Raw genomic sequence first — 18,792 nt, 5'->3', positions numbered from 1 at the left:
GGTTTCTTTGTCGTTCCTGAAGAATCTCAACAATCTAATGAGATATAAATAGATGATTGAAAAACTCTAAATTTGGATTTTGAGATCTTATTATTTCTAGTTTTTTATCTCGAGATAAGTCTTTAATTTCTTTTTCTCTTTCAATTGCTTGATGAATCCACCCAAATTTTTCATAGTAAATCAAAAATTCTAGATTGTATTTTGCTGAAAAGCTGTTTGGGTTTGCTTTAGATTGATGCTGAGATAGCCTTTTATGAAGATTGTTTGTAACACCTGTGTACAGAACAGTTCGTTTTTTATTGGTAAGGATATAAACATAGAATGTATAAATACCTTCTGAATATTCAATCATTTTTTTGTGTTTTTATTGTTTTGTTTCTCATTTTTACTGAGAAAATAGTCTAGATTCCTGCGGAATCAAAAACTGAGAAAATAGGTATTTACAGTTTTAAAATTAGCTTTTTATTAAAATCAAGTTTGTCATTGACTTCGTCTAATCTTCGATTTCCGTAGGAATCTCAACTGCTCTTATTAGATGAGTAGTCTAAATTTCTGCGGAATGACAAAAGAGTGGAGAAAGTTTTATGGTTTTAGACCTTTAATCAATTCTTCAAGTTTAGAATTAAAATTATCTATTACAGCTTTATCAGAAATGTTAAAAATAATTAAACCAACAGAGTTGTCCTTGTTGTCAAAAGTGTTATTGGAAATTTCTACTTTTCTATCATCGTCAAAGAGATCCTGAATTTTCACGTTGAAAATATCGGCTAATTTTGGGATGTATTGAGATTTAATATCTGTAGTCTCACTTTCCCAATTTGCATAGGTATTTCTATCAATACCCAAAAGGTCTGCAATATCTTGATTAGAGTATTTTGTTTTATTTCTTAGTCTTTTAAGATTCGTTCCTATTCCCATTTGAGTCAGTTTTTTTACAAATTTATACTTTTCGGCAAGAAATAAATATAGATTTTTATAAATTTTATTACAAAACAAAAATAAAAAGAAGAGAGAATATGAATTTATCACTATGTTTGTAGTTATAAAGATCAATTTAACCTTTGTTTGAAAATTATATCTCTCATAATGTGTAACAAAAAACAAGAACAAATAACTAATTACTCAAATAATAAATTATGAACAGAAAAATTTCCTTATTTCTCATGGTATTTTTCTCAGTCATTGCTTTCGCGCAGAAAACAGTTTCCGGGAAAATCACAGATGAAGACGGTGTGGCAATCCCAAGTGCCAGTGTAACGGTAGAAGAGCCCGGCAAAGATGCCATCCTTGCATACGGAATTACCAATTCTAAAGGAGAATATAAGGTGACATTCACGTCTGCAGAATCTAATGTAGACCTGAAAGTTAAAGCTTTTAACCAAAAACCTTTAACAAAACAAATCTCAAACAGCGATCAGACTTTGACGTTCAAAATGCAGTCTGAGGCAACAGAAATCAAAGAAGTTCAGCTGAAAACCAAGATGATTACCTCAAGAGGTGATACTATTGCTTATGATCTGAAAGCCTTTGACAGCAAAAACGACCGTACTTTGGCAGACGTCATGAAGAAAATTCCGGGAATTGAAGTGAACGCAGACGGTTCTATTCTTTATCAGGGAAATGCCATCAACAAATTCTATGTCAACGGAAAAGATTTAATGGAAGGAGGTTACGGAACGATTAACAATTCGCTTCCAAAAGATGCGGTACAAAAAGTTGAGGTTCTTGAAAACCACCAGCCTGTAAAAATGCTTCAGGGGAAAATTCCTTCAGATGCAGCTGCAATTAATATTAAACTTAAAAATTCTGTAACGATGACAGGGCGAGGCGAAGTAGGAACCGGTTTCGGAGATCCTTGGCTTTGGAATGTGAAATTAACACCAATGTTTTTTGGTCAGAAAAGCCAATGGGTAGTTAACTATAAGACAAACAATGTTGGTGAACAGGTAGAAAATGAAGGAAATATCATCGGTTTCGGAAGCAGCTGGGAAGGCAGAAGAGGAAATGCTTCGCAGAATAATTGGTTGGACGTAGAAAATTCACAAACGCCAAATTTGCCAGTGAGAAGATATTTATTTAATAATGTTCATTATTTATCAGCAAATTATCTTACTAATATTGATAAGAAAAAAGAGTGGGAACTTAAGGCAAACGCAAATTATACAAACAATTCTGTCGAGAGAGAAGATAATGTAGAAACTGTTTACGCGGGAACAGAAGCTCAGGCAGGATCTACAATCACAACAACTACTAGAAATAACTTTTTTACAGACAAATTAAAAGGAGAATTAATTTTCACCAAAAATGCTAAAAAAGGTTTTTTCAAAAACGTAACTACTTTCTCACAATTCTGGAATGCTGACCGGGCATTGGCAACAAGAGTAGGTCGAGTAGGTGATCAGTCATTACAATCTCCAACATCTTCTTTTCAGAACTCTTTAAGTACAATTATACCTTGGAAAGAAAAGATGGTTAACTTAAAATCTTATATCAATTATCAAGATGATAGTCAGACTTTAACCATTTCTCCTGCGAATTATTTACAGTTTCCTTATTTGCTTCCAAAAGCTAATACAAGTGACCCAGACGAATTCGGAATCATAAATTTTGCACCGGGAACCAGAGCAGTACAGGATTTCAGAATTAAAACTTTAGATACTTCACACTCTGCTAACATCAGCTTTACAACAAAAGGATGGACATTTACACCTCAAGTAGGAATAGATTTTTCTACGGATAAATTATCTACAAATTTTGAAGGTTTGGCTATTCCTAACCCTCTTATACCTAATGATGTTCAGCCAGATTTCAGCAGTTCAGTTTATGAGAATAATTTGAAATTTACTGAACTTGTACCGTCGGCGTCTGTAGGTATTAATTATAAAAGCGATTCATGGAGTATTTTTGCGAATGTACCTGTGAATTTTAACAGTATAAAAGCTGAAGACGACTTGAGAGGTGTTTCAAAATCTCTTAATAAAACTACATTTACTCCAAATGCTTTTGTACAATACAGCTTTGCTTCTTTTTGGAAAGCCAGTTTAAATGGAAATATCAGTAATAATTTTGGAGATATTCAAACAGCTTATGCAGGTTATATGTTATCAAGTCCTGCTGGATTCAATGTAATGGATGCGAATAATCCTATCCCGGAAATTAATACCAAAAGTGTTGGATCTAGAATTGAATATAGAAATCCGTTAAACAACTTGTTTTTTAATGTAAATTATAGAATAAGTGATACCAGCAGAAACTTGTTGTCATCTCCTGTTTTAGATAGAACTACAGGATTTACTTTGATACAATATAGAAATCAAGAGAATTCATCACAAAGTAACAGCTTTAGTGGAGAAATTGGTAAATACTTTCCAAAATTTAAAACCAATTTATCTGTAAATTACAGAAATTCAGACACTGTTTCAGATGCTTTCTTAGATAATACACAATATGAAAGTCAAAATAACAGTCAGTCTTATGGGTTAAAATTTAATAATACGTATTTCAGCTGGATGAGTATTGATTATAATCTAAGTATGTCTCGTAACAAGCAGGAAAACGTAGGTCTTCCAAATGGCGGAAGGTTGGCCACAAATAAAGGTTTTAATCATAATTTAGCTGCGTTCCTGTATCCGTTGGAAAACCATACAATAGGATTTAATTGGGATCAGGTAAATTCTAGTGATGGCGAAAGAAAGTTTGATAATGCATTTTTTGATCTTTCATATCAGTATACATGGTCAAAGAAAAAAATTGATTTTGAATTGAAATGGATGAATATTGCTAACAGAAGAGTGTTTGAAACGTATGATATCTTAGCATCTCAGAATGCAGTACGATACACAAGAATACAGCTGAGACCTAGCCAGGTTATGCTGACGGTAAAATTCAACTTCAAATAAAAACAAAAAAACCAATCTCACTGAGGTTGGTTTTTTATTTACTTTTAAAAGCCTTGCAAATCCGCAGTCGGGCCATAACTTCCCGGCAGCTGAATATCATTTAATCGGTAATAAACTCCCAACTGCGCTCGGTGATGAGTAATTTGGCTTAAACCATGGCGTATAGCACCGTATTTCGTCCAGGAAGAAAGTGTTTGTCCGTCATTTTTTAAATACCAGCTTGGCTCAAGATCTTCTTCTTTTGCTTTTTCTAAAGCTTCTTTGCTAGATTTGTAATTGTCTCCCAAAACTTTAAGCAAATCTTCTTTTGTCGTTAATAGTTTCGGCTGCATTCCGCCTTGAGCTAAATCTACTTCAGAACTATTGAGCATAAAACCTGCCCAGCCAAAAATTTCCGCAATATGGGTGGCAAGATGTGCCATTTTCATGCTTTTAGGATGCGGGCTGTACTCATTTTTGTCTTCTGGATAAATTTCAAAAAACTTCTTTGTCGTCTGATACTCGGCTTCGAGTTCATCTCTTAATTGTTTTAAAGTGTCCATAAAATATTTGTTTTTAGGTACTTAAAGTTAAAAAATTTAGATAAAATAATAGCGAAAGAAATTTAAATTAAAAAAAATATGTAACAAAATTGTACAACTGCTAACTAATTATGTAAACGTTATTAAAATGAAAAATTTATTTTCAATAGTATTGATTGCAGCTTTTGCAATTGCTAATGCACAGGAAACGGCAAACAGATTCTTTTATGAACTGACCTATGCGCCAAATAAAGATTCTTTAGAAAAAAAGAACAAGGAAATGACAATTTTGGATATCACAAAAGATAAATCTATTTACAGAGATTATCTTGCGGTTTCTCAAGACTCAATTTTAAAAGTTGAGGTTGAGGCAATGCAAAAAGCCGGAACATTTAAGGACCTTTCAAAGTCTGTAAAACAGCCGAAATTCTCTCATATCATTACTAAAACTTATCCATCAATGGATGTTTCTTATGCAGACTATATTCTTCAGGATAAAGTAAGTTATAAAGATGACAAACCTCTTGATTGGAAGATTTCTAGTGACAAAGCTAAAATTGGAGAATATAATACACAAAAAGCTACAGCTTCATTTGGCGGTAGAAACTGGATTGCATGGTTTGCTACTGATGTTCCTTTTCAGGATGGACCATATAAATTTAAAGGTTTGCCTGGTTTAATAGTAAAAGTGGAGGATGATGCAAAAAATTATTCTTGGGAATTAAAGGGAAACAAAAAAATTGCAGATTACAATGCTGAAAGTTATTCAGAAAAACTGATGAAACAATTCGGGCAGGGAAGAAACAATCTTGAAGTAAACAGAGAAAAGTTTGAGCAAATGTATGCTGCATATAAAAAAGATCCTTTTGGAAGCATCAGATCACAATTGTCACAAATTCCAGCAGATGCAAAAATGCCCGATGGAACTTCAATGTCTCAAATGATGAGAGACGCAGAAGATAGAATAAAAAAACAGTTAAGTGAAAATAGCAATTCTATTGAAGTAACTGCGGCATCAGAAAAAGTGAAAAGTAAAAAATAGCATTCATATTTAACCAACTATATTGAAATAAACCCAAATGCAGAAATGTGTTTGGGTTTATTGGTTTTTTGGTTAAAAGTTTTCTAAATCATTCAAACGACGTTATTTAGATTAAATTTAAATAGAGTATATTTGCAATTACAAAAATATAGGTATTGAAAGATAACTATTTACAAACATTAAGCAGATTTCCTAAGAACAAACTTGGGAAAATTTTGGGCTATGACAATGATCATTTGAAGATGCCCAACAAAATCATAGAAATGGGGCTTTTGCCTGAAACTGTTTTCAGAATTCTGTATCAGGCTCCTTTTAATGGTCCTTTATATGTGGAATTTGGTGAAGAAAAAAGCCGCATTGCACTTCGCAAAGAAGAAGGTGAATTTATCATGGTAGAAGATTGGAATTGATGCAGCAACAAAACAAAAAACAGATACTTTTAGTAGGCAACCCAAACGTAGGAAAATCAACCGTTTTTAATGCGCTTTGCAACAAAAAGCAAAAGACGGGAAACTACGCAGGGGTTACGGTTTCCAGCCATTCCGGAAACTATACGTATAAAAATGAAGAGGTTGAGGTTGTAGATCTTCCGGGGTCTTACAGCATTTATCCAAGTTCTGAAGACGAAGCTATCTTTTCTAAATTTCTCTTAGAAGGTCAGAAAGATTTCGCTGGAGTGGTTTATATTCTAGAAGCTTTAAGCTTAAAAAGAGGATTGCTTTTGTTTCAGCAGATTCAGGATTTGGGCGTTCCGATGATTTTGGTCGTTAACCAAGTGGATCAGGCAGAAAGAAGAGGTATAAATATCGATATTGATAAGCTTTCAGAGGCATTGAATATTAAAATTATTCAGACAAATGCGAAGGAACAGTTAGGAATTGAAGCTATTAAAGAAGCTATTCTGGGAAATGATTTTGCTAAAACAGGAAAACCCTCGTTTGAAGTTCCTGCAGAACATAAAGATTTTTTAAATAAAGTTTCTGCTCATAATCAATTTGAGAACGATTATAAAGCATGGATGAGCCTTTCTGTGGGTGCAGACCTGAATAAATTGGATTCCGCAGCAGACTTGATTACTGATTCTGAAGCTAAAAGTTTGGTTCCGAAAAGATTGCAGGTACAGGAAGTGGTAAGAAGATACCAGAATATTGATAAAGTTTTATCAAATGTAATTTCTAAAAAACCGCAGTTCAAAGAACTTTTAACAGAGAAACTAGATAAAGTGCTCGTTCATCCTTTTTGGGGTTATGTGGTTTTCTTATTTATCTTGTTGATTATTTTTCAAAGTGTATTCTTTATCGCAGAATATCCAATGAACTGGATCGATGAGCTTTTTGCCTGGCTTTCAGCTTTCAGTGGAGAACATCTTCCAGAAGGGCCAATCAATTCATTGGTTTCACAAGGAATTATTCCCGGTTTAGGCGGAATCATCATCTTCGCACCACAAATCGGAATTTTATTATACTTCCTTTATCTTCTAGAGGATTCCGGCTATATGGCAAGAGTTATTTTTCTGATGGACAGGTTTTTACGCCCATTTGGATTAAATGGAAAAAGCATTGTTCCATTGGTTTCCGGTACGGCTTGTGCAATTCCTGCAGTCATTTCGACAAGAAATATAGAGAATTTCAGAGAAAGATTACTCACGATTTTGGTAACGCCATTTATGACCTGCTCGGCGAGACTTCCGGTGTACAGCATCATCATTGGGTTGATTATTTCAGATAAAACCATCTTCGGAATTCAATACAAAGCTTTGGTACTACTAGGAATGTATTTGTTAGGTTTTATCGTCGCATTACTTTCTGCAGCGATTTTAAAAGGTTTCATAAAAAACAAAGGAAAAACCTACTTGGTGATGGATTTGCCAACCTACAAAAAACCTCTTTTCGGATATGATCTGAAAATGGTTTTAGGTAAAGTTTGGGAATTCATTACAGGAGCAGGTAAAATCATATTTATTGTAAGTATTATCATTTGGTTTTTGAGTTATTTCGGACCAAAACAAACAGCAGATCAGTTTGTTGCTAAAGATGTAGAGCTCGATCATTCTTACTTGGCAAAAATGGGAAAAGCGATCGAACCAGCAATTGCACCTTTAGGTTACGACTGGAAAATGGGAGTCGGAATTCTCACAAGTTTTGTGGCAAGAGAGGTTTTCGTTGGTACGATGTCAACATTATACAGTCTGGATGACGACGCTCCCGAAGGTAAAGTAATCGATAAAATGCGAATGGATGTAAAACCGAATGGAGAAAAGGTATTTAGTTTTGCAACCGGAATTTCGGTTTTACTGTTTTACGCATTTGCAATGCAGTGCGTTTCTACCATTGCAGTGGTGTACAGAGAAACCAAAAGCTGGAAATGGACTGGTCTTCAGGTGGTAATGATGACAGGTTTGGCATATTTTGTGTCATTAATAGCTTATCAAATCTTAAAATAATGGATTCTTCCTTAATTTTTCAATATATAATCGTAGCACTTTTGGTGCTGTTTGCCTGCTATTCTTTATTTAGGTATCTCAGGAAAAATTTTACGCCAAAGAAATTTGATTCTAAAAGATCTGGCTGTGATAAGGATTGTGGATGTTCTTAGCACTTTAGCAGTTAAAAGAAGGCTTTAGTAGAGAAGAACAACTTACCAACGTTAAGCATATTTCATTATTCAATCTTTGTTTTATTCGTATTTTTGCAGAAGTTTATTTATCATTTCATAATATAAGTAAGATGATAGAACAACCATTTCGTTGACGTCGACAAAATGGTTTTATTAAATTTTAAATAGTATAAAAATGTCATTAATAAAAAGTATTTCCGGAATCAGAGGAACGATTGGTGGGAAAGTAAATGATAACCTGACACCGCTTGATGTTGTGAAATTTGCTTCGGCATTCGGAACCTGGCTTCAGAATAATAAAAATAAAAAAGATTTAACCCTAATCATCGGTCGCGATGCCAGAATTTCTGGTTCAATGGTAAATTCTCTAGTTTGCGCAACTTTGCAAGGTTTGGGAATCCACGTTGTAGATTTAGGACTTTCAACGACTCCAACGGTTGAGATTATGGTTCCTGAATTGGATGCTGATGGTGGAATTATTTTAACTGCTTCACACAATCCAAAACAATGGAATGCGCTGAAGTTATTAAATGAAAAAGGAGAATTTATCAACGGAGAAAACGGTGCTGAAGTTTTAGCATTGGCGGAAGCTGAAGATTTTAATTATGCTGAAGTTGATGATTTAGGAAAATACGAAACACGAGATGATGCTTTTGATATTCATATTCAGCAGATTCTTGATTTGCCGATGGTGGATGTTGAAGCTATTAAAGCTAAAAAATATAAAATCGTTTTAGACGCAGTAAATTCTACAGGCGGAATTGCAATTCCGATGCTTTTAGATAAATTAGGTTGCGAAACGGTAAAATTATACTGCGAACCCACTGGACAGTTCCCGCACAATCCTGAACCTTTGAAAGAACATTTGGGAGATATTTGTGAATTAGTGATCAAAGAAAAAGCAGATTTTGGCGTTGTAGTAGATCCGGATGTTGACAGGCTGGCATTGGTTGACGAAAACGGAGAAATGTTCGGTGAAGAATATACGTTGGTTGCTGTTGCGGATTACTTGTTGAAAAACAAAAACGGAGTCGCCATTTCAAACCTCTCTTCAAGTCGTGCTTTGAGAGATGTTGCAAAAACTCACAGCTCAGAATATTTTGCAAGTGCTGTAGGAGAAGTGAATGTGGTGAATTTAATGAAAGAAAAAAACGCCGTGATCGGCGGTGAAGGAAATGGTGGAATTATCTATCCTGAACTTCATTACGGAAGAGATTCTTTAGTAGGTGTTGCTTTGTTTTTGACGCATTTGGCAAAAGAAAACAAAACGGTTTCCGAATTGAGAGCGAGCTACCCGAGTTATTTCATGGGGAAAAAGAAAATAGAACTAACTCCTGAAATAAATGTTGATGAACTTTTAACTAAAATGGAAAAAGAGTATCAAAATGAAGAAGTCTCTACAGTTGATGGAGTGAAAATAGATTTTGAAAACAATTGGGTTCACTTGAGAAAATCGAATACAGAACCGATTATCAGAATTTATACAGAGGCTTTCTCACAAGAAGAAGCCGACAAATTAGGCGATGATATGATTGCAAAAATCAGAAGTTTGATTTAATTCAGAATTTTTGTATATTTAATATAGAAAAACAGCACAATGACAATTACCATTAATCCTAAAAATAAAAAAGAACTTGCCAAAATAAAAGCAATTTTGAAGGCAGTGGAAATTGATTTTGTAGAAGGAATTAATAATGATGATTGGTGGAATAAGATTTCTAAAGCTGAGAAAGAATTAATAGAAGAAGGAATAAAAGATTTTGAAAAGGGAAATGTTGTTTCACATGAAGATTTTTTAAAATCGTACGGAAGATGATAAAAATAATCTGGTCAATTCGTGCTAAGAAAGAATTTGACAAGGTTTATCAATATTGGGCAGATCACAATAAATCAAATATTTATCCGGAAAAAATTCTTGATGAAACTGTGCGAATGATTAATCTATTGAGAGATCAAAATAAAATTGGACTAAAAAGTAGTACAAAAGAATTACGAAGAGTTTTAATATTGGAAAATTTCTCATTAAGTTATCGGCTTACAAAAAAAGAAATTAAAATATTTTCATTTTTTGATAACAGACAAAATCCGAAGAAAAATAAATTTTAATTAAAAAAAGTTTTTTCGAAGTTTATAAAGCAATTTTGGACTTTGAAAATAACGCAGAGATACTATATTGGAAGAATATTTTGGAAATGAACTTGTAAAAAAGTTCGAGGAAATGATGGAAAATAATGATGAATTCTACTTCGATACAGAAGAATTAGATGATATCATTGTGTACTATCTGGAGTTGGGAGATTTTAATTACGCTGATATGGCAGTAACTTACGGTCTCAAAATTCATCCCAATTCTTTAGATATCAAGATCAAAAAACTTGAAGTGCTCTTAGAATGGGAAGATTATAATACGGCGAAAGAAATGATCGACGAGTTAAAAGGTTCTTCTATGGAGAATACAGACTTTTTGGTATGCTACGCAAAGTATTATTCGAATTTAGGAAATCCTAGAAAAGCAATTGACATTTGCAAACAAGCTTTAGAATTAAATGAAGAAGAAAACTTTTTGAATAATTTTATCGCTGACGAATATGTCAATTTGGGAGATCCTTTTAACGCTCTTAAGCATTATCAGCAGGCTTTGAAAGAAGATCCTACGGATGAATATTCTTTGGAGAACGCAATGATCTGTTTCAGTGATCTGAATAAGAGCGATGAAGCAATAGCTTTCCTGAATGACTATCTAGATAATTTTGCCTATTCAGAAGTAGCGTGGAGCGAGTACGGACAGTTTTATTTCAACAGAAAAAACTACGAAGAAGCCATCAAAGGTTTCGACTATATGCTCGCTATTAATTCCAGCGCTGTTGGAGTTTACGCAAGTAAAGCGGCATGTTATGAGGCTTTAAATCAACACAAAAAAGCAATCGAAGTTTATGAAGAAATGCTGGAGTTGGAATATACAAAAGCATTTACATTTTATAAAATCGGGTTGTGTTATAAAGCACTAAAACAACCAACGATCGCTTTAAATTACTTCCAGAAATCACTAAGGGAAGATCCTCAGTTTTATTTGGCAATGATGGAGCAGTCTTATCTTTACGAAGAAATGGGTGGAATGCCGGAAGCTTTGCACTTCGCAAGAGAAGCCACTTTACTGAATGACGGAAACCTTGAGTATCAGAAGAGACTCGCATTTTTATTCATCGACTCAGGGAAGTTTGAAGAAAGTCTTTCGTGTCTGAAGAAATTGGTAGATGCAGAACCGTCAAGATTTTACAATTGGTATGCATACACTGAAGTTTTGATGTTGGTGGGCGAATATGAAGAAGCTGTCACTGTTTTGATTGCTGCATTGGAACATCACAATCGTGCAGAATTGCATTATCAGCTGAGTAACTGTTATTTTAATTTAAAAAATACAACAAAAGGCGCTGAAAGTTTAGAGAAAGCATTAGAGCTTGATCCTTCATTGATTACAGATATGCAGAAAAAATATCCGTATATCAAAGATGAGGTGAAAAAGGCGAAGGCGAAAGTGAAGAAGAAAAGCGAATAGAAGGGACATTAGAGCCTACTATAAAAGTTTTATTTGGGCAGCTTTTCCGCCTTCCGTTCCCAATCTTTTTGTTTTTCTAGAAAAAACAAAAAGGATTTCCACTCAAGTCGGGCTGCGAAGACCGCAATCGATAAACGTTTTGAATCAATTTAAATAAAATAATCCTGCAGCAATGCGGGATTTGTTTTTGAACGAGAGTCATTAAACTTGGTTAATTGAGTGATGAAAACTTTGTTGTCTTTGCTGAGTGAAATCAAAGATTCGACGTAGTCAAACGCCTTTGCGAAGTTAAAAACAGTTAGTAGTCAAAAAACCTTTGCGCCCCTTTAGTTTGTAAGATAAAAAAACAGGATTATTTTTAACTTATCAACACATTCACAAGAAACAAGGGTGAACCGGTTTGCGACCAAGGAATTAAGACCTATGCAAAGATTATGAACCCTGTTTCTTTGAGAGCAAGATCATAATAGAAATTTAGGATTACGACCTATTATCAAGGGCTTAGACAAAACTCTCATTGTGAATGAAAAACTTAAAAGTTATGAAACAAAAATACGTTATTGGAATCGATATTTCCAAATCAAAACTAGATTGTGCCGTGATTGATTTTGAGTATAAGATTCATTATGAAATGATTATCGAAAATACACAGAAAAGTATTGAATCATTTTTTAAATCTATGTTGAAATTACTCAGTATAAAAGGAGACGAATTGCTTGTTTGCTGCAAAAATACGGGGATTTATAACAGACCTTTGGAAAAAGCAGCTTCCCGATCAGAAGTTTTACTCTGGGTGGAACACCCTGTAAAAATTAAGAAGGCAACGACAGATTTACGAGGAAAAGATGACAAAAGAGATGCTTTGAGAATAGCACAATATGCAGTTCGGTACCAAGATAAATTAATTGCTTACGAAGAACCTTCAGCAGTTATCAGACAAATGAATATATTAACAAAATCCAGAGACAGTTTGTTGCTTCAAAAAACGGCTTTAGAAAACCAGCTTCGGGAAGCGAAAAGCCATGATTGTCTTGAATTCAAGATATTGAATAAGGCCTATTTTAAAGTTATAAAAACATTAAAAACATCGATAAAGAAAATAGAAGATCAGCTTTCCACACTCATAGAAACCCAGGAAGAAGTTAAGAAAAACAAGGATTTGTTAACCTCGATTCCCGGAATAGGAACTCAATGTGCGATAAATTTCATCATCGTTAGCAATAATTTTAAATCCTTTGAAAATGCAAAACATTTAGCTTGTTATGCGGGTGTTGTGCCATTCAAAAATCAATCAGGAACGATTGTCAAAAAGGAAAGAATTTCAAAAATGGCAAATCAAAAGCTGAAAAAATTGCTTCACATGTCTGCAATGGCAAGTATCAGAAGTGATCAGGAAATTAAAGCTTATTTCAAGAGAAAAGTGGAGCAAGGGAAAAATAAGATGAGTGTTTTGAATTCGGTCAGAAATAAATTAGTACACAGAATAATGGTTGTAATCAAGCGAAAGCAACCATTTTTACCAATAGAAGAATTTTTATCATTAAAAAATTCAAATTCTTCTTGCATATTAACATAGAAATCTTTGCGTTAAAAAAAATGCATTTAATCAATTTAAAGCAACTAAATCTGCATTTATTTTTGAACAACAGCTTTAGCCCTTAAAAAGATCAAACCGGCAATTATAATACTTGCCCCCACAAATTGTAAAACCGTCAGTTTTTCGCCATCTAAAATTCCCCAAATGATCGCAACAATCGGCATCAATAAGGTAACAGTCGATGCAAAAAGCGGAGTGGAAACTTTTAGCAAACGATAATTCATCATCATTGCCAATCCGGTTCCGAAAACGGAAAGTAAACTCACAAATAGTAAGCCCATCATATTTTCTTTTGAAAATGTAAATGTTGACACAAAACCTGTTGATATCAATGCAATCAATGATGGCAAAAATAAAATGAATGAGAATACAAATGCAGATAAAACCGTAGAAGAAACTTCCATTAATTTAGATTTTACAGTAGTTGTGCTTATAGCGTAGCATAGTGTTGCCAAAAGCAAAAGGAGAATAGGGAATATTTTAAATGTAGAATCATCTCCACCACCAAATGCAAGCATACAAACTCCTGTGAAGCTGATGAAAATCCCTGTCATCTGCCTTTTTGTGGTTTCAAATTTCCAGAATAATGTTCCCACAATAATGACAAAAATGGGCATCATAGAATTGATAATTCCCGCAATACTGCTGCTGATTTCGGTTTCCGCAATAGGAAATAAGAACATCGGGATGAAATTGCCTGTAAAAGCTGCTAAAATGAGCCATTTCAAATGTTTCTTCGGAAAGAGTTTATATTTTGAAATGGCGATTGGCATCAGAATAATTCCGGCAATTAAAACTCTCAACGCACCGACCTGATAAGGAGTAAAATGGTCTAAAGATTTTTTAATTAAAATAAATGACGATCCCCAAATGATGCTAAGGACAATCAAAAGAATCCATTTTTCTTTATCTGCGTTCATTGTTTTCGTGTAATGTTTTTAGAAATTCCTTTTTAGAAATCATGGTTGCGCCTAAACTTTCAAGATGCTCCGTATGAGATTGACAGTCGATTAAAGCGAGATCATTTTTATGGGCTTCCACGAAATGAATAAATCCGGCTTTTGAAGCGTTGCTCACTTTGGCAAACATACTTTCTCCGCAAAAGACTTTTCCGACCTGTAAACCATAAAATCCGCCGACCAATTCGTCATTTTGCCAAACTTCAATGCTTCTTGCAAAACCATACTCATGAAGTTTGATAAAAGATTCCATGAGATCATCAGAAAGCCAAGTTCCGTCTTGTCCTTTTCGGCTGATTTGCTGGCAGTTTTTAATCACTTCTCTGAAATTCTGATTTTCGGTAAATGTGAATAAGTTATTCTTCAAAATTTTCCTCATTGATTTGGAAACCTTCAATTCATTCGGAAATAAAACAAATCTCGGATCGGGACACCACCATAGAATTTCTTCATCAGGATTGAACCACGGGAAAATACCATTCTGATACGCAAACCAAATTCTTTCCATAGACAAGTCGCCCCCGAAAGCTATAATGCCCTCGTGACCGTCATAATGCTGCGGATTGGGAAATGAAATTTCGTTTGGGTCTAATCGAATCATAGGTGAAAAAAATCCCACTTAAAAAGCGGGATTGTATTTGATAGTATGCTTTAATTAAAAAGGTAAATCGTCATCGTCGTCTCCGGCAAAAGGATTTTCGTTAGAAACCGGTGAAGCAGATTGCTGAGAAGATGCTTGGGTTGGCTCAGAACCTGTACCGCCATCCATCACTTTTTCTACTCTCCATCCGGTAATCGAGTTGAAATATTTAGTTTCTCCTTGTGGCGAAACCCATTCTCTACCTCTGATGTTGATTCCTACCTTCACATTTTCTCCTTCTTTCAAAGCATCCAATAAATTTATTTTATCTTGTAAAAACTCGATGTTTATTGGCTGTGGGTATTGTTCTTGTGTAAGAATAACCATTTCTCTCTTTTGGAAACCACTCGCAAATGTTTGAACATCAGTGATTTTCTTTACCGTTCCTTGTAATTCCATATCGTAAATATTAACTTTGTAAAAGTAGTAAATTGAAATGTAATAAAACAACACGGAAAGAAACTTTGTAAAAAAAATAAAATTTTTTGCGAAAACTCTTGCAAATAAAAATTATTGCCCTATATTTGCACTCACAAAAACGAAAGAAGATCTTTAAAATAACTCAATAATAATGCGGATGTGGTGTAATTGGTAGCCACGCCAGACTTAGGATCTGGTGCCGTGAGGCGTGGGGGTTCGAGTCCCTTCATCCGCACTACAAATTGCGAAAATAGCTCAGCTGGTAGAGCACAACCTTGCCAAGGTTGGGGTCGCGGGTTCGAGTCCCGTTTTTCGCTCTCATCACGCCCTGGTGGTGGAATTGGTAGACACGCAGGACTTAAAATCCTGTATCCGCAAGGATGTACGGGTTCAAGTCCCGTCTGGGGTACTTAAAAAGACTGATAATCATTGATTATCAGTCTTTTTTGTTTTGTATCTTAAAAGAGTTTATTTATGCAATTTTTTAGTTTTACTAATTTTTCATTTTTTTCAAAAGTGACGGTCTTCTTCAGTCATTTTTTCTTGTTATTTTAGTCATTATTCAGGACTATTTTCAGCGAAATTTCAAAAACAGTGATTTTCCCCTTTTTTATATTTGAAGAGTTAACTACTTTTGTTAGATAACCTTATAAAACAATATCCATGAAAACTCCTTTTTTATTTAAGAATCTAAGTTCGTTTATAGGAATGCTTGCGCTGTGTTTAGTTGTGTTCACTTATGTACGTTGTACTCCGCCTCCACCTGAAAACACTGTAGATGATAGTTATAAAAAGAAACTCATCACGCACGATGACGCACAGATTCTTTTTGATGAATATACAAGAACCAATAACAAAGTTCTTGCAGACTCCAGAAACGGAAATCCCGATTCAAGATGGTATTCTTTTACCATTGAAGAAATGGAAGGGTACATTCAATATGTAAAAGAGCAGGCAAAAGAACAGAACATTAAAAATGTAGGGATTAAAATTTATATGGGAAAATACCCTGCAAATCATCCTGCAAACAAGATGGCAAAACCTGAATTTGGCGGCTATCAAACAATATTTCTAATGCCGACAGCTAAAAAGCAAGTAACCTCTGATGCTACAATGAAAAGACGTGGAGCAACTGAGGAAGATGAAAAGATAGAATCTATTCAGCCGATGAATATGACAAATCTTTCGCCACCTCCTAATAGTTTGTCTGCAAACTCTTTGAACTAGAAATTATAGCCATGGCTTGGAATGTAGAATTAGGTAAACAGATATCAATGATCATTTTGGTCATCATGATGATTTTGATTATAGTTAAATATAAAAAGATCGAAAAAGTAAATCTGTTTTTTTTCGTAGGATATCTTTTATTATCTGCAAGCGATTTCTTTTTCTATTTTTACTACAAGCTTACTAAGTTGCCCACTGAGAAATATTACAGCATCTGTATTCCTATTGTTTTTTTAATGTATTTGATTTATTATTATAAATTGCTGTACATTCCTTTGCTAAAGAAAATACAACTCGTATTTCTGGCACTTTTTTTTGTCAATGTTTTTGGGATGTCTTTATTAGAAAAGAGTTTTTTTCAGTATCTGTCTTTTAATATATTTTATATCAACATCCTCTTGTTAATATTTTCAATTATTTTATTTTTTTATCAGACATTTAATTCAGATAAAATTTTTGAGATAAAAAACTATTTGCCATTTTGGATTTCTGTGGGATCACTTATTCTCTATATAGGAATTATTCCGCTTTTTTTCTTCAGAATCAATGTTGACACGGATATCTTTGCCATTATCATGTTCTTATTAAATATCTTAAACAATGGAGTGATCGTCTTTGGATTATTTTGGAACAAACCTGCTATAATTAAACCGGAGTGATTATGAATGAAGAGCAAAATAGTTTTATCATCATTTTTACAATTACACTTTTGATCATTGTATTGACGATGATTTTCGTTTACCTGATTTTCATTCGGAAGAAAACTAAATTATTGATTGAGCAAAAAGAAAAAGACTTGCATTTTGAAAAAGAGCTCGCCACCTCCCAGGTCGAAATGAAAGAGCAAACGCTTAATTATATAGGGCAGGAATTGCATGACGATTTAGGGCAAAAGCTTTCGGTTGTTCGATTGAGGCAAAATCAATTGATTCCAAAGCTGACAAATGCAGAAAAAGAAGAGTTAAGCGAACTGAATGAATTATTGGGCGAATGCATCCAGGATGTCAGAAATTTATCTAAAACTTTAATTACCGAACAAATTATTCATTTCGGATTAATAGAATCTATCGAAAGAGAAATTAAAAGAATAAAAAAGTTGCGATTATTGACCATCGAGTTCGTGTCGCAAAAGCATGATATTGATATTACACCAAAACACGGTTTGATTTTATTCCGAATCATTCAGGAAAGCATTAATAATATTTTAAAACATTCAAGAGCCAAAAATGTAGCTATAAAGCTGGAAGACGACCACGATACGTTACAGATTACAATTACAGATAATGGAAAGGGATTCAATACCGATATTATAAATGATGGTTCAGGATTAAAAAACATGGAGTTAAGAGCAAAATTGATACACGCAGAATTTTCTATTCAGTCAAAGCTTGAAGAGGGAACCAAAACGACAATCACATACCACAAAAACTTATCATGAAAACAATTCCGATTGCTATAGTTGATGATCATACTTTAATGTCTAAAGCATTAGAAAATATGATCGCAGAAAACGCTAAATATCGTGTGGTAATGAACCATCCGAATGGGGAAGATTTTATCTCGGGTTTAGAAAATATTTCCGAACTGCCCGCAGTTGTTTTGATGGATATCAATATGCCCTACAAAAACGGTATTGAAACGACAGAATGGCTTACTGAACACCATCCAGAGATCAAGGTTATTGCTTTGACGATGGAAGACGATGAGAAAGTACTGATCAGAATGTTAAAAGCCGGTGCAAAAGGATATTTGCTGAAAGATATGCAGCCAGCCATCCTTTTTCAGGCAATAGATACCGTTTTTGAAAAAGGAAGTTTCTATACCGATTTTGTGGCCCAAAAATTGTTGAAAGTACAAATTGAAGATGCAAAAAATGCCTCACTTCTTTCAGATTTAAAAGAACGCGAAAAAGAATTTATCAAATTAGCATGCAGTGAGCTAACCTACAAAGAAATTGCAGACAAAATGTGCCTCAGTCCAAAAACCATAGATGGTTACAGAGATTCTGTTTTTGTTAAATTAGAAATAAAAAACAGAGTAGGTCTTGTGCTTTTTGCTTTGAAGCATAATTTATGTTGAGTTTAATATTCGGATCTTATATTCATAATGATGTACAGTATATTCATTGCTCCGTAGGAGCAACATGTTTGTAGTAACAAATAGGTTATATCCGATAGTTCCGTAGGAACGACACTTTTTTTCAACGACTTAATCCTCATCAAAAAATGGTGGGGATTTTTTATGTCTAAATCTTTATAGGGTTAAGTTTTTTAACTCAGGTGCTTTTCCTGCAACAATTAAGGTTTTCTCCTCTG

At 34.1% G+C, this 18,792-nt stretch carries 18 protein-coding genes and 3 tRNA genes; 15 read left to right on the top strand and 6 right to left on the bottom strand.

From position 1 onward, the window contains the following. Positions 1 to 34 precede the first annotated feature (34 nt). Together LNP04_RS11045 and LNP04_RS11040 are read right to left on the bottom strand one after the other, a co-directional pair. The gene (locus LNP04_RS11045; RefSeq protein WP_229983023.1) at positions 35 to 352 is read right to left on the bottom strand and encodes a GIY-YIG nuclease family protein; all 318 of its coding nucleotides are present in this window, start codon (positions 350 to 352) and stop codon (positions 35 to 37) included. Positions 353 to 582: 230 nt separating this feature from the next. Then, a complete protein-coding gene (locus LNP04_RS11040; protein ID WP_229983022.1) occupies positions 583 to 918 on the bottom strand; it encodes a helix-turn-helix transcriptional regulator in 336 nt (111 codons plus the stop codon). Between the two features lie 218 nt (positions 919 to 1,136). Here LNP04_RS11040 and LNP04_RS11035 point away from each other — a divergent pair, with 218 nt between their 5' ends. Next, complete coding sequence (locus tag LNP04_RS11035; RefSeq protein ID WP_229983021.1) at positions 1,137 to 3,899, top strand: TonB-dependent receptor; 2,763 nt, start codon at positions 1,137 to 1,139, stop codon at positions 3,897 to 3,899. 44 nt (positions 3,900 to 3,943) lie between these two features. On the opposite strand, the gene LNP04_RS11030 is transcribed toward LNP04_RS11035, so the two are convergent. Continuing rightward, a complete protein-coding gene (locus LNP04_RS11030) occupies positions 3,944 to 4,441 on the bottom strand; it encodes a DinB family protein (RefSeq protein WP_229983020.1) in 498 nt (165 codons plus the stop codon). 127 nt (positions 4,442 to 4,568) lie between these two features. Here LNP04_RS11030 and LNP04_RS11025 point away from each other — a divergent pair, with 127 nt between their 5' ends. The 8 genes from LNP04_RS11025 (at position 4,569) to LNP04_RS10990 (ending at position 13,210) form a co-directional block, all read left to right on the top strand. Next, positions 4,569 to 5,462 (top strand): GLPGLI family protein, encoded by an 894-nt coding sequence (locus LNP04_RS11025; protein ID WP_229983019.1) that lies wholly within the window; start codon positions 4,569 to 4,571, stop codon positions 5,460 to 5,462. Positions 5,463 to 5,617: 155 nt separating this feature from the next. Further along, positions 5,618 to 5,872 carry a FeoA family protein gene (locus tag LNP04_RS11020; protein WP_229983018.1) on the top strand — a complete coding sequence of 85 codons (255 nt, stop codon included), beginning with the start codon at positions 5,618 to 5,620 and terminating at the stop codon, positions 5,870 to 5,872. Then, entirely contained in the window at positions 5,872 to 7,905 is a 2,034-nt protein-coding gene (gene feoB, locus LNP04_RS11015; RefSeq protein ID WP_229983017.1) for a ferrous iron transport protein B, read from the top strand. Before LNP04_RS11020 ends, feoB begins: the two co-directional genes overlap by 1 nt. A 348-nt stretch (positions 7,906 to 8,253) precedes the next feature. Then, entirely contained in the window at positions 8,254 to 9,636 is a 1,383-nt protein-coding gene (gene glmM, locus LNP04_RS11010; protein ID WP_229983016.1) for a phosphoglucosamine mutase, read from the top strand. A gap of 39 nt (positions 9,637 to 9,675) precedes the next feature. After that, positions 9,676 to 9,894, top strand: coding sequence for a DUF2683 family protein (locus LNP04_RS11005; protein WP_229983015.1), 219 nt, complete (start codon positions 9,676 to 9,678; stop codon positions 9,892 to 9,894). Next, on the top strand, positions 9,891 to 10,184 hold the full coding sequence (locus tag LNP04_RS11000) for a type II toxin-antitoxin system RelE/ParE family toxin (RefSeq protein WP_229983014.1): 294 nt from the start codon (positions 9,891 to 9,893) through the stop codon (positions 10,182 to 10,184). The genes LNP04_RS11005 and LNP04_RS11000 overlap by 4 nt, the downstream gene beginning before the upstream one ends. Positions 10,185 to 10,251: 67 nt before the next feature. After that, positions 10,252 to 11,634, top strand: coding sequence for a lipopolysaccharide assembly protein LapB (locus tag LNP04_RS10995; RefSeq protein WP_229983013.1), 1,383 nt, complete (start codon positions 10,252 to 10,254; stop codon positions 11,632 to 11,634). Positions 11,635 to 12,175: 541 nt separating this feature from the next. Continuing rightward, a complete protein-coding gene (locus tag LNP04_RS10990) occupies positions 12,176 to 13,210 on the top strand; it encodes an IS110 family transposase (protein ID WP_229983012.1) in 1,035 nt (344 codons plus the stop codon). A gap of 56 nt (positions 13,211 to 13,266) precedes the next feature. Here LNP04_RS10990 and LNP04_RS10985 read toward each other — a convergent pair whose 3' ends face one another. Genes LNP04_RS10985 through LNP04_RS10975 form a run of 3 tightly spaced genes read right to left on the bottom strand, consistent with a single transcriptional unit; the run spans position 13,267 to position 15,229 of the window. After that, entirely contained in the window at positions 13,267 to 14,151 is an 885-nt protein-coding gene (locus tag LNP04_RS10985) for a DMT family transporter (RefSeq protein WP_229983011.1), read from the bottom strand. Next, the gene (aat, locus tag LNP04_RS10980; protein ID WP_229983010.1) at positions 14,138 to 14,791 is read right to left on the bottom strand and encodes a leucyl/phenylalanyl-tRNA--protein transferase; all 654 of its coding nucleotides are present in this window, start codon (positions 14,789 to 14,791) and stop codon (positions 14,138 to 14,140) included. Before aat ends, LNP04_RS10985 begins: the two co-directional genes overlap by 14 nt. Positions 14,792 to 14,845: 54 nt before the next feature. Continuing rightward, on the bottom strand, positions 14,846 to 15,229 hold the full coding sequence (locus LNP04_RS10975; RefSeq protein ID WP_229983009.1) for a DUF3127 domain-containing protein: 384 nt from the start codon (positions 15,227 to 15,229) through the stop codon (positions 14,846 to 14,848). A gap of 174 nt (positions 15,230 to 15,403) precedes the next feature. On the opposite strand from LNP04_RS10975, the gene LNP04_RS10970 reads away from it, so the two are divergent. From LNP04_RS10970 to LNP04_RS10945, 6 genes are all read left to right on the top strand, one after another. Then, positions 15,404 to 15,485 (top strand) — tRNA-Leu (locus LNP04_RS10970). A 9-nt stretch (positions 15,486 to 15,494) separates the two neighbouring features. Continuing rightward, a tRNA-Gly gene (locus tag LNP04_RS10965) sits at positions 15,495 to 15,567 on the top strand. A gap of 8 nt (positions 15,568 to 15,575) precedes the next feature. Continuing rightward, a tRNA-Leu gene (locus LNP04_RS10960) sits at positions 15,576 to 15,659 on the top strand. A 254-nt stretch (positions 15,660 to 15,913) separates the two neighbouring features. Beyond that, positions 15,914 to 16,477 (top strand): hypothetical protein, encoded by a 564-nt coding sequence (locus LNP04_RS10955; protein ID WP_229983008.1) that lies wholly within the window; start codon positions 15,914 to 15,916, stop codon positions 16,475 to 16,477. Between the two features lie 661 nt (positions 16,478 to 17,138). After that, positions 17,139 to 17,915 carry a sensor histidine kinase gene (locus LNP04_RS10950; RefSeq protein WP_229983007.1) on the top strand — a complete coding sequence of 259 codons (777 nt, stop codon included), beginning with the start codon at positions 17,139 to 17,141 and terminating at the stop codon, positions 17,913 to 17,915. Next, entirely contained in the window at positions 17,912 to 18,556 is a 645-nt protein-coding gene (locus LNP04_RS10945) for a response regulator transcription factor (RefSeq protein WP_229983006.1), read from the top strand. The genes LNP04_RS10950 and LNP04_RS10945 overlap by 4 nt, the downstream gene beginning before the upstream one ends. The last annotated feature ends 236 nt before the right edge of the window (positions 18,557 to 18,792 follow it).

It is taken from the genome of Chryseobacterium sp. C-71, from assembly GCF_020911865.1.
GTDB lineage: Bacteria > Bacteroidota > Bacteroidia > Flavobacteriales > Weeksellaceae > Chryseobacterium.
The sequence above is the reverse complement of the archived record's forward strand: the minus strand, read 5'-3'. Positions and strand labels throughout refer to the sequence as shown.

Excerpts from the sequence above, each read along its gene's own strand:
- LNP04_RS10975 (WP_229983009.1), bottom strand. The coding sequence starts at position 15,229 with ATGGAATTACAAGGAACGGTAAAGAAAATCACTGATGTTCAAACATTT.
- aat (WP_229983010.1), bottom strand. The coding sequence starts at position 14,791 with ATGATTCGATTAGACCCAAACGAAATTTCATTTCCCAATCCGCAGCAT.
- glmM (WP_229983016.1), top strand. The coding sequence starts at position 8,254 with ATGTCATTAATAAAAAGTATTTCCGGAATCAGAGGAACGATTGGTGGG.
- LNP04_RS11025 (WP_229983019.1), top strand. The coding sequence starts at position 4,569 with ATGAAAAATTTATTTTCAATAGTATTGATTGCAGCTTTTGCAATTGCT.
- LNP04_RS11000 (WP_229983014.1), top strand. The coding sequence starts at position 9,891 with ATGATAAAAATAATCTGGTCAATTCGTGCTAAGAAAGAATTTGACAAG.
- LNP04_RS11040 (WP_229983022.1), bottom strand. The coding sequence starts at position 918 with ATGGGAATAGGAACGAATCTTAAAAGACTAAGAAATAAAACAAAATAC.
- LNP04_RS10990 (WP_229983012.1), top strand. The coding sequence starts at position 12,176 with ATGAAACAAAAATACGTTATTGGAATCGATATTTCCAAATCAAAACTA.
- LNP04_RS10945 (WP_229983006.1), top strand. The coding sequence starts at position 17,912 with ATGAAAACAATTCCGATTGCTATAGTTGATGATCATACTTTAATGTCT.
- LNP04_RS11045 (WP_229983023.1), bottom strand. The coding sequence starts at position 352 with ATGATTGAATATTCAGAAGGTATTTATACATTCTATGTTTATATCCTT.
- LNP04_RS10950 (WP_229983007.1), top strand. The coding sequence starts at position 17,139 with ATGAATGAAGAGCAAAATAGTTTTATCATCATTTTTACAATTACACTT.
- LNP04_RS10985 (WP_229983011.1), bottom strand. The coding sequence starts at position 14,151 with ATGAACGCAGATAAAGAAAAATGGATTCTTTTGATTGTCCTTAGCATC.
- LNP04_RS11035 (WP_229983021.1), top strand. The coding sequence starts at position 1,137 with ATGAACAGAAAAATTTCCTTATTTCTCATGGTATTTTTCTCAGTCATT.
- LNP04_RS11030 (WP_229983020.1), bottom strand. The coding sequence starts at position 4,441 with ATGGACACTTTAAAACAATTAAGAGATGAACTCGAAGCCGAGTATCAG.
- feoB (WP_229983017.1), top strand. The coding sequence starts at position 5,872 with ATGCAGCAACAAAACAAAAAACAGATACTTTTAGTAGGCAACCCAAAC.
- LNP04_RS10955 (WP_229983008.1), top strand. The coding sequence starts at position 15,914 with ATGAAAACTCCTTTTTTATTTAAGAATCTAAGTTCGTTTATAGGAATG.
- LNP04_RS11005 (WP_229983015.1), top strand. The coding sequence starts at position 9,676 with ATGACAATTACCATTAATCCTAAAAATAAAAAAGAACTTGCCAAAATA.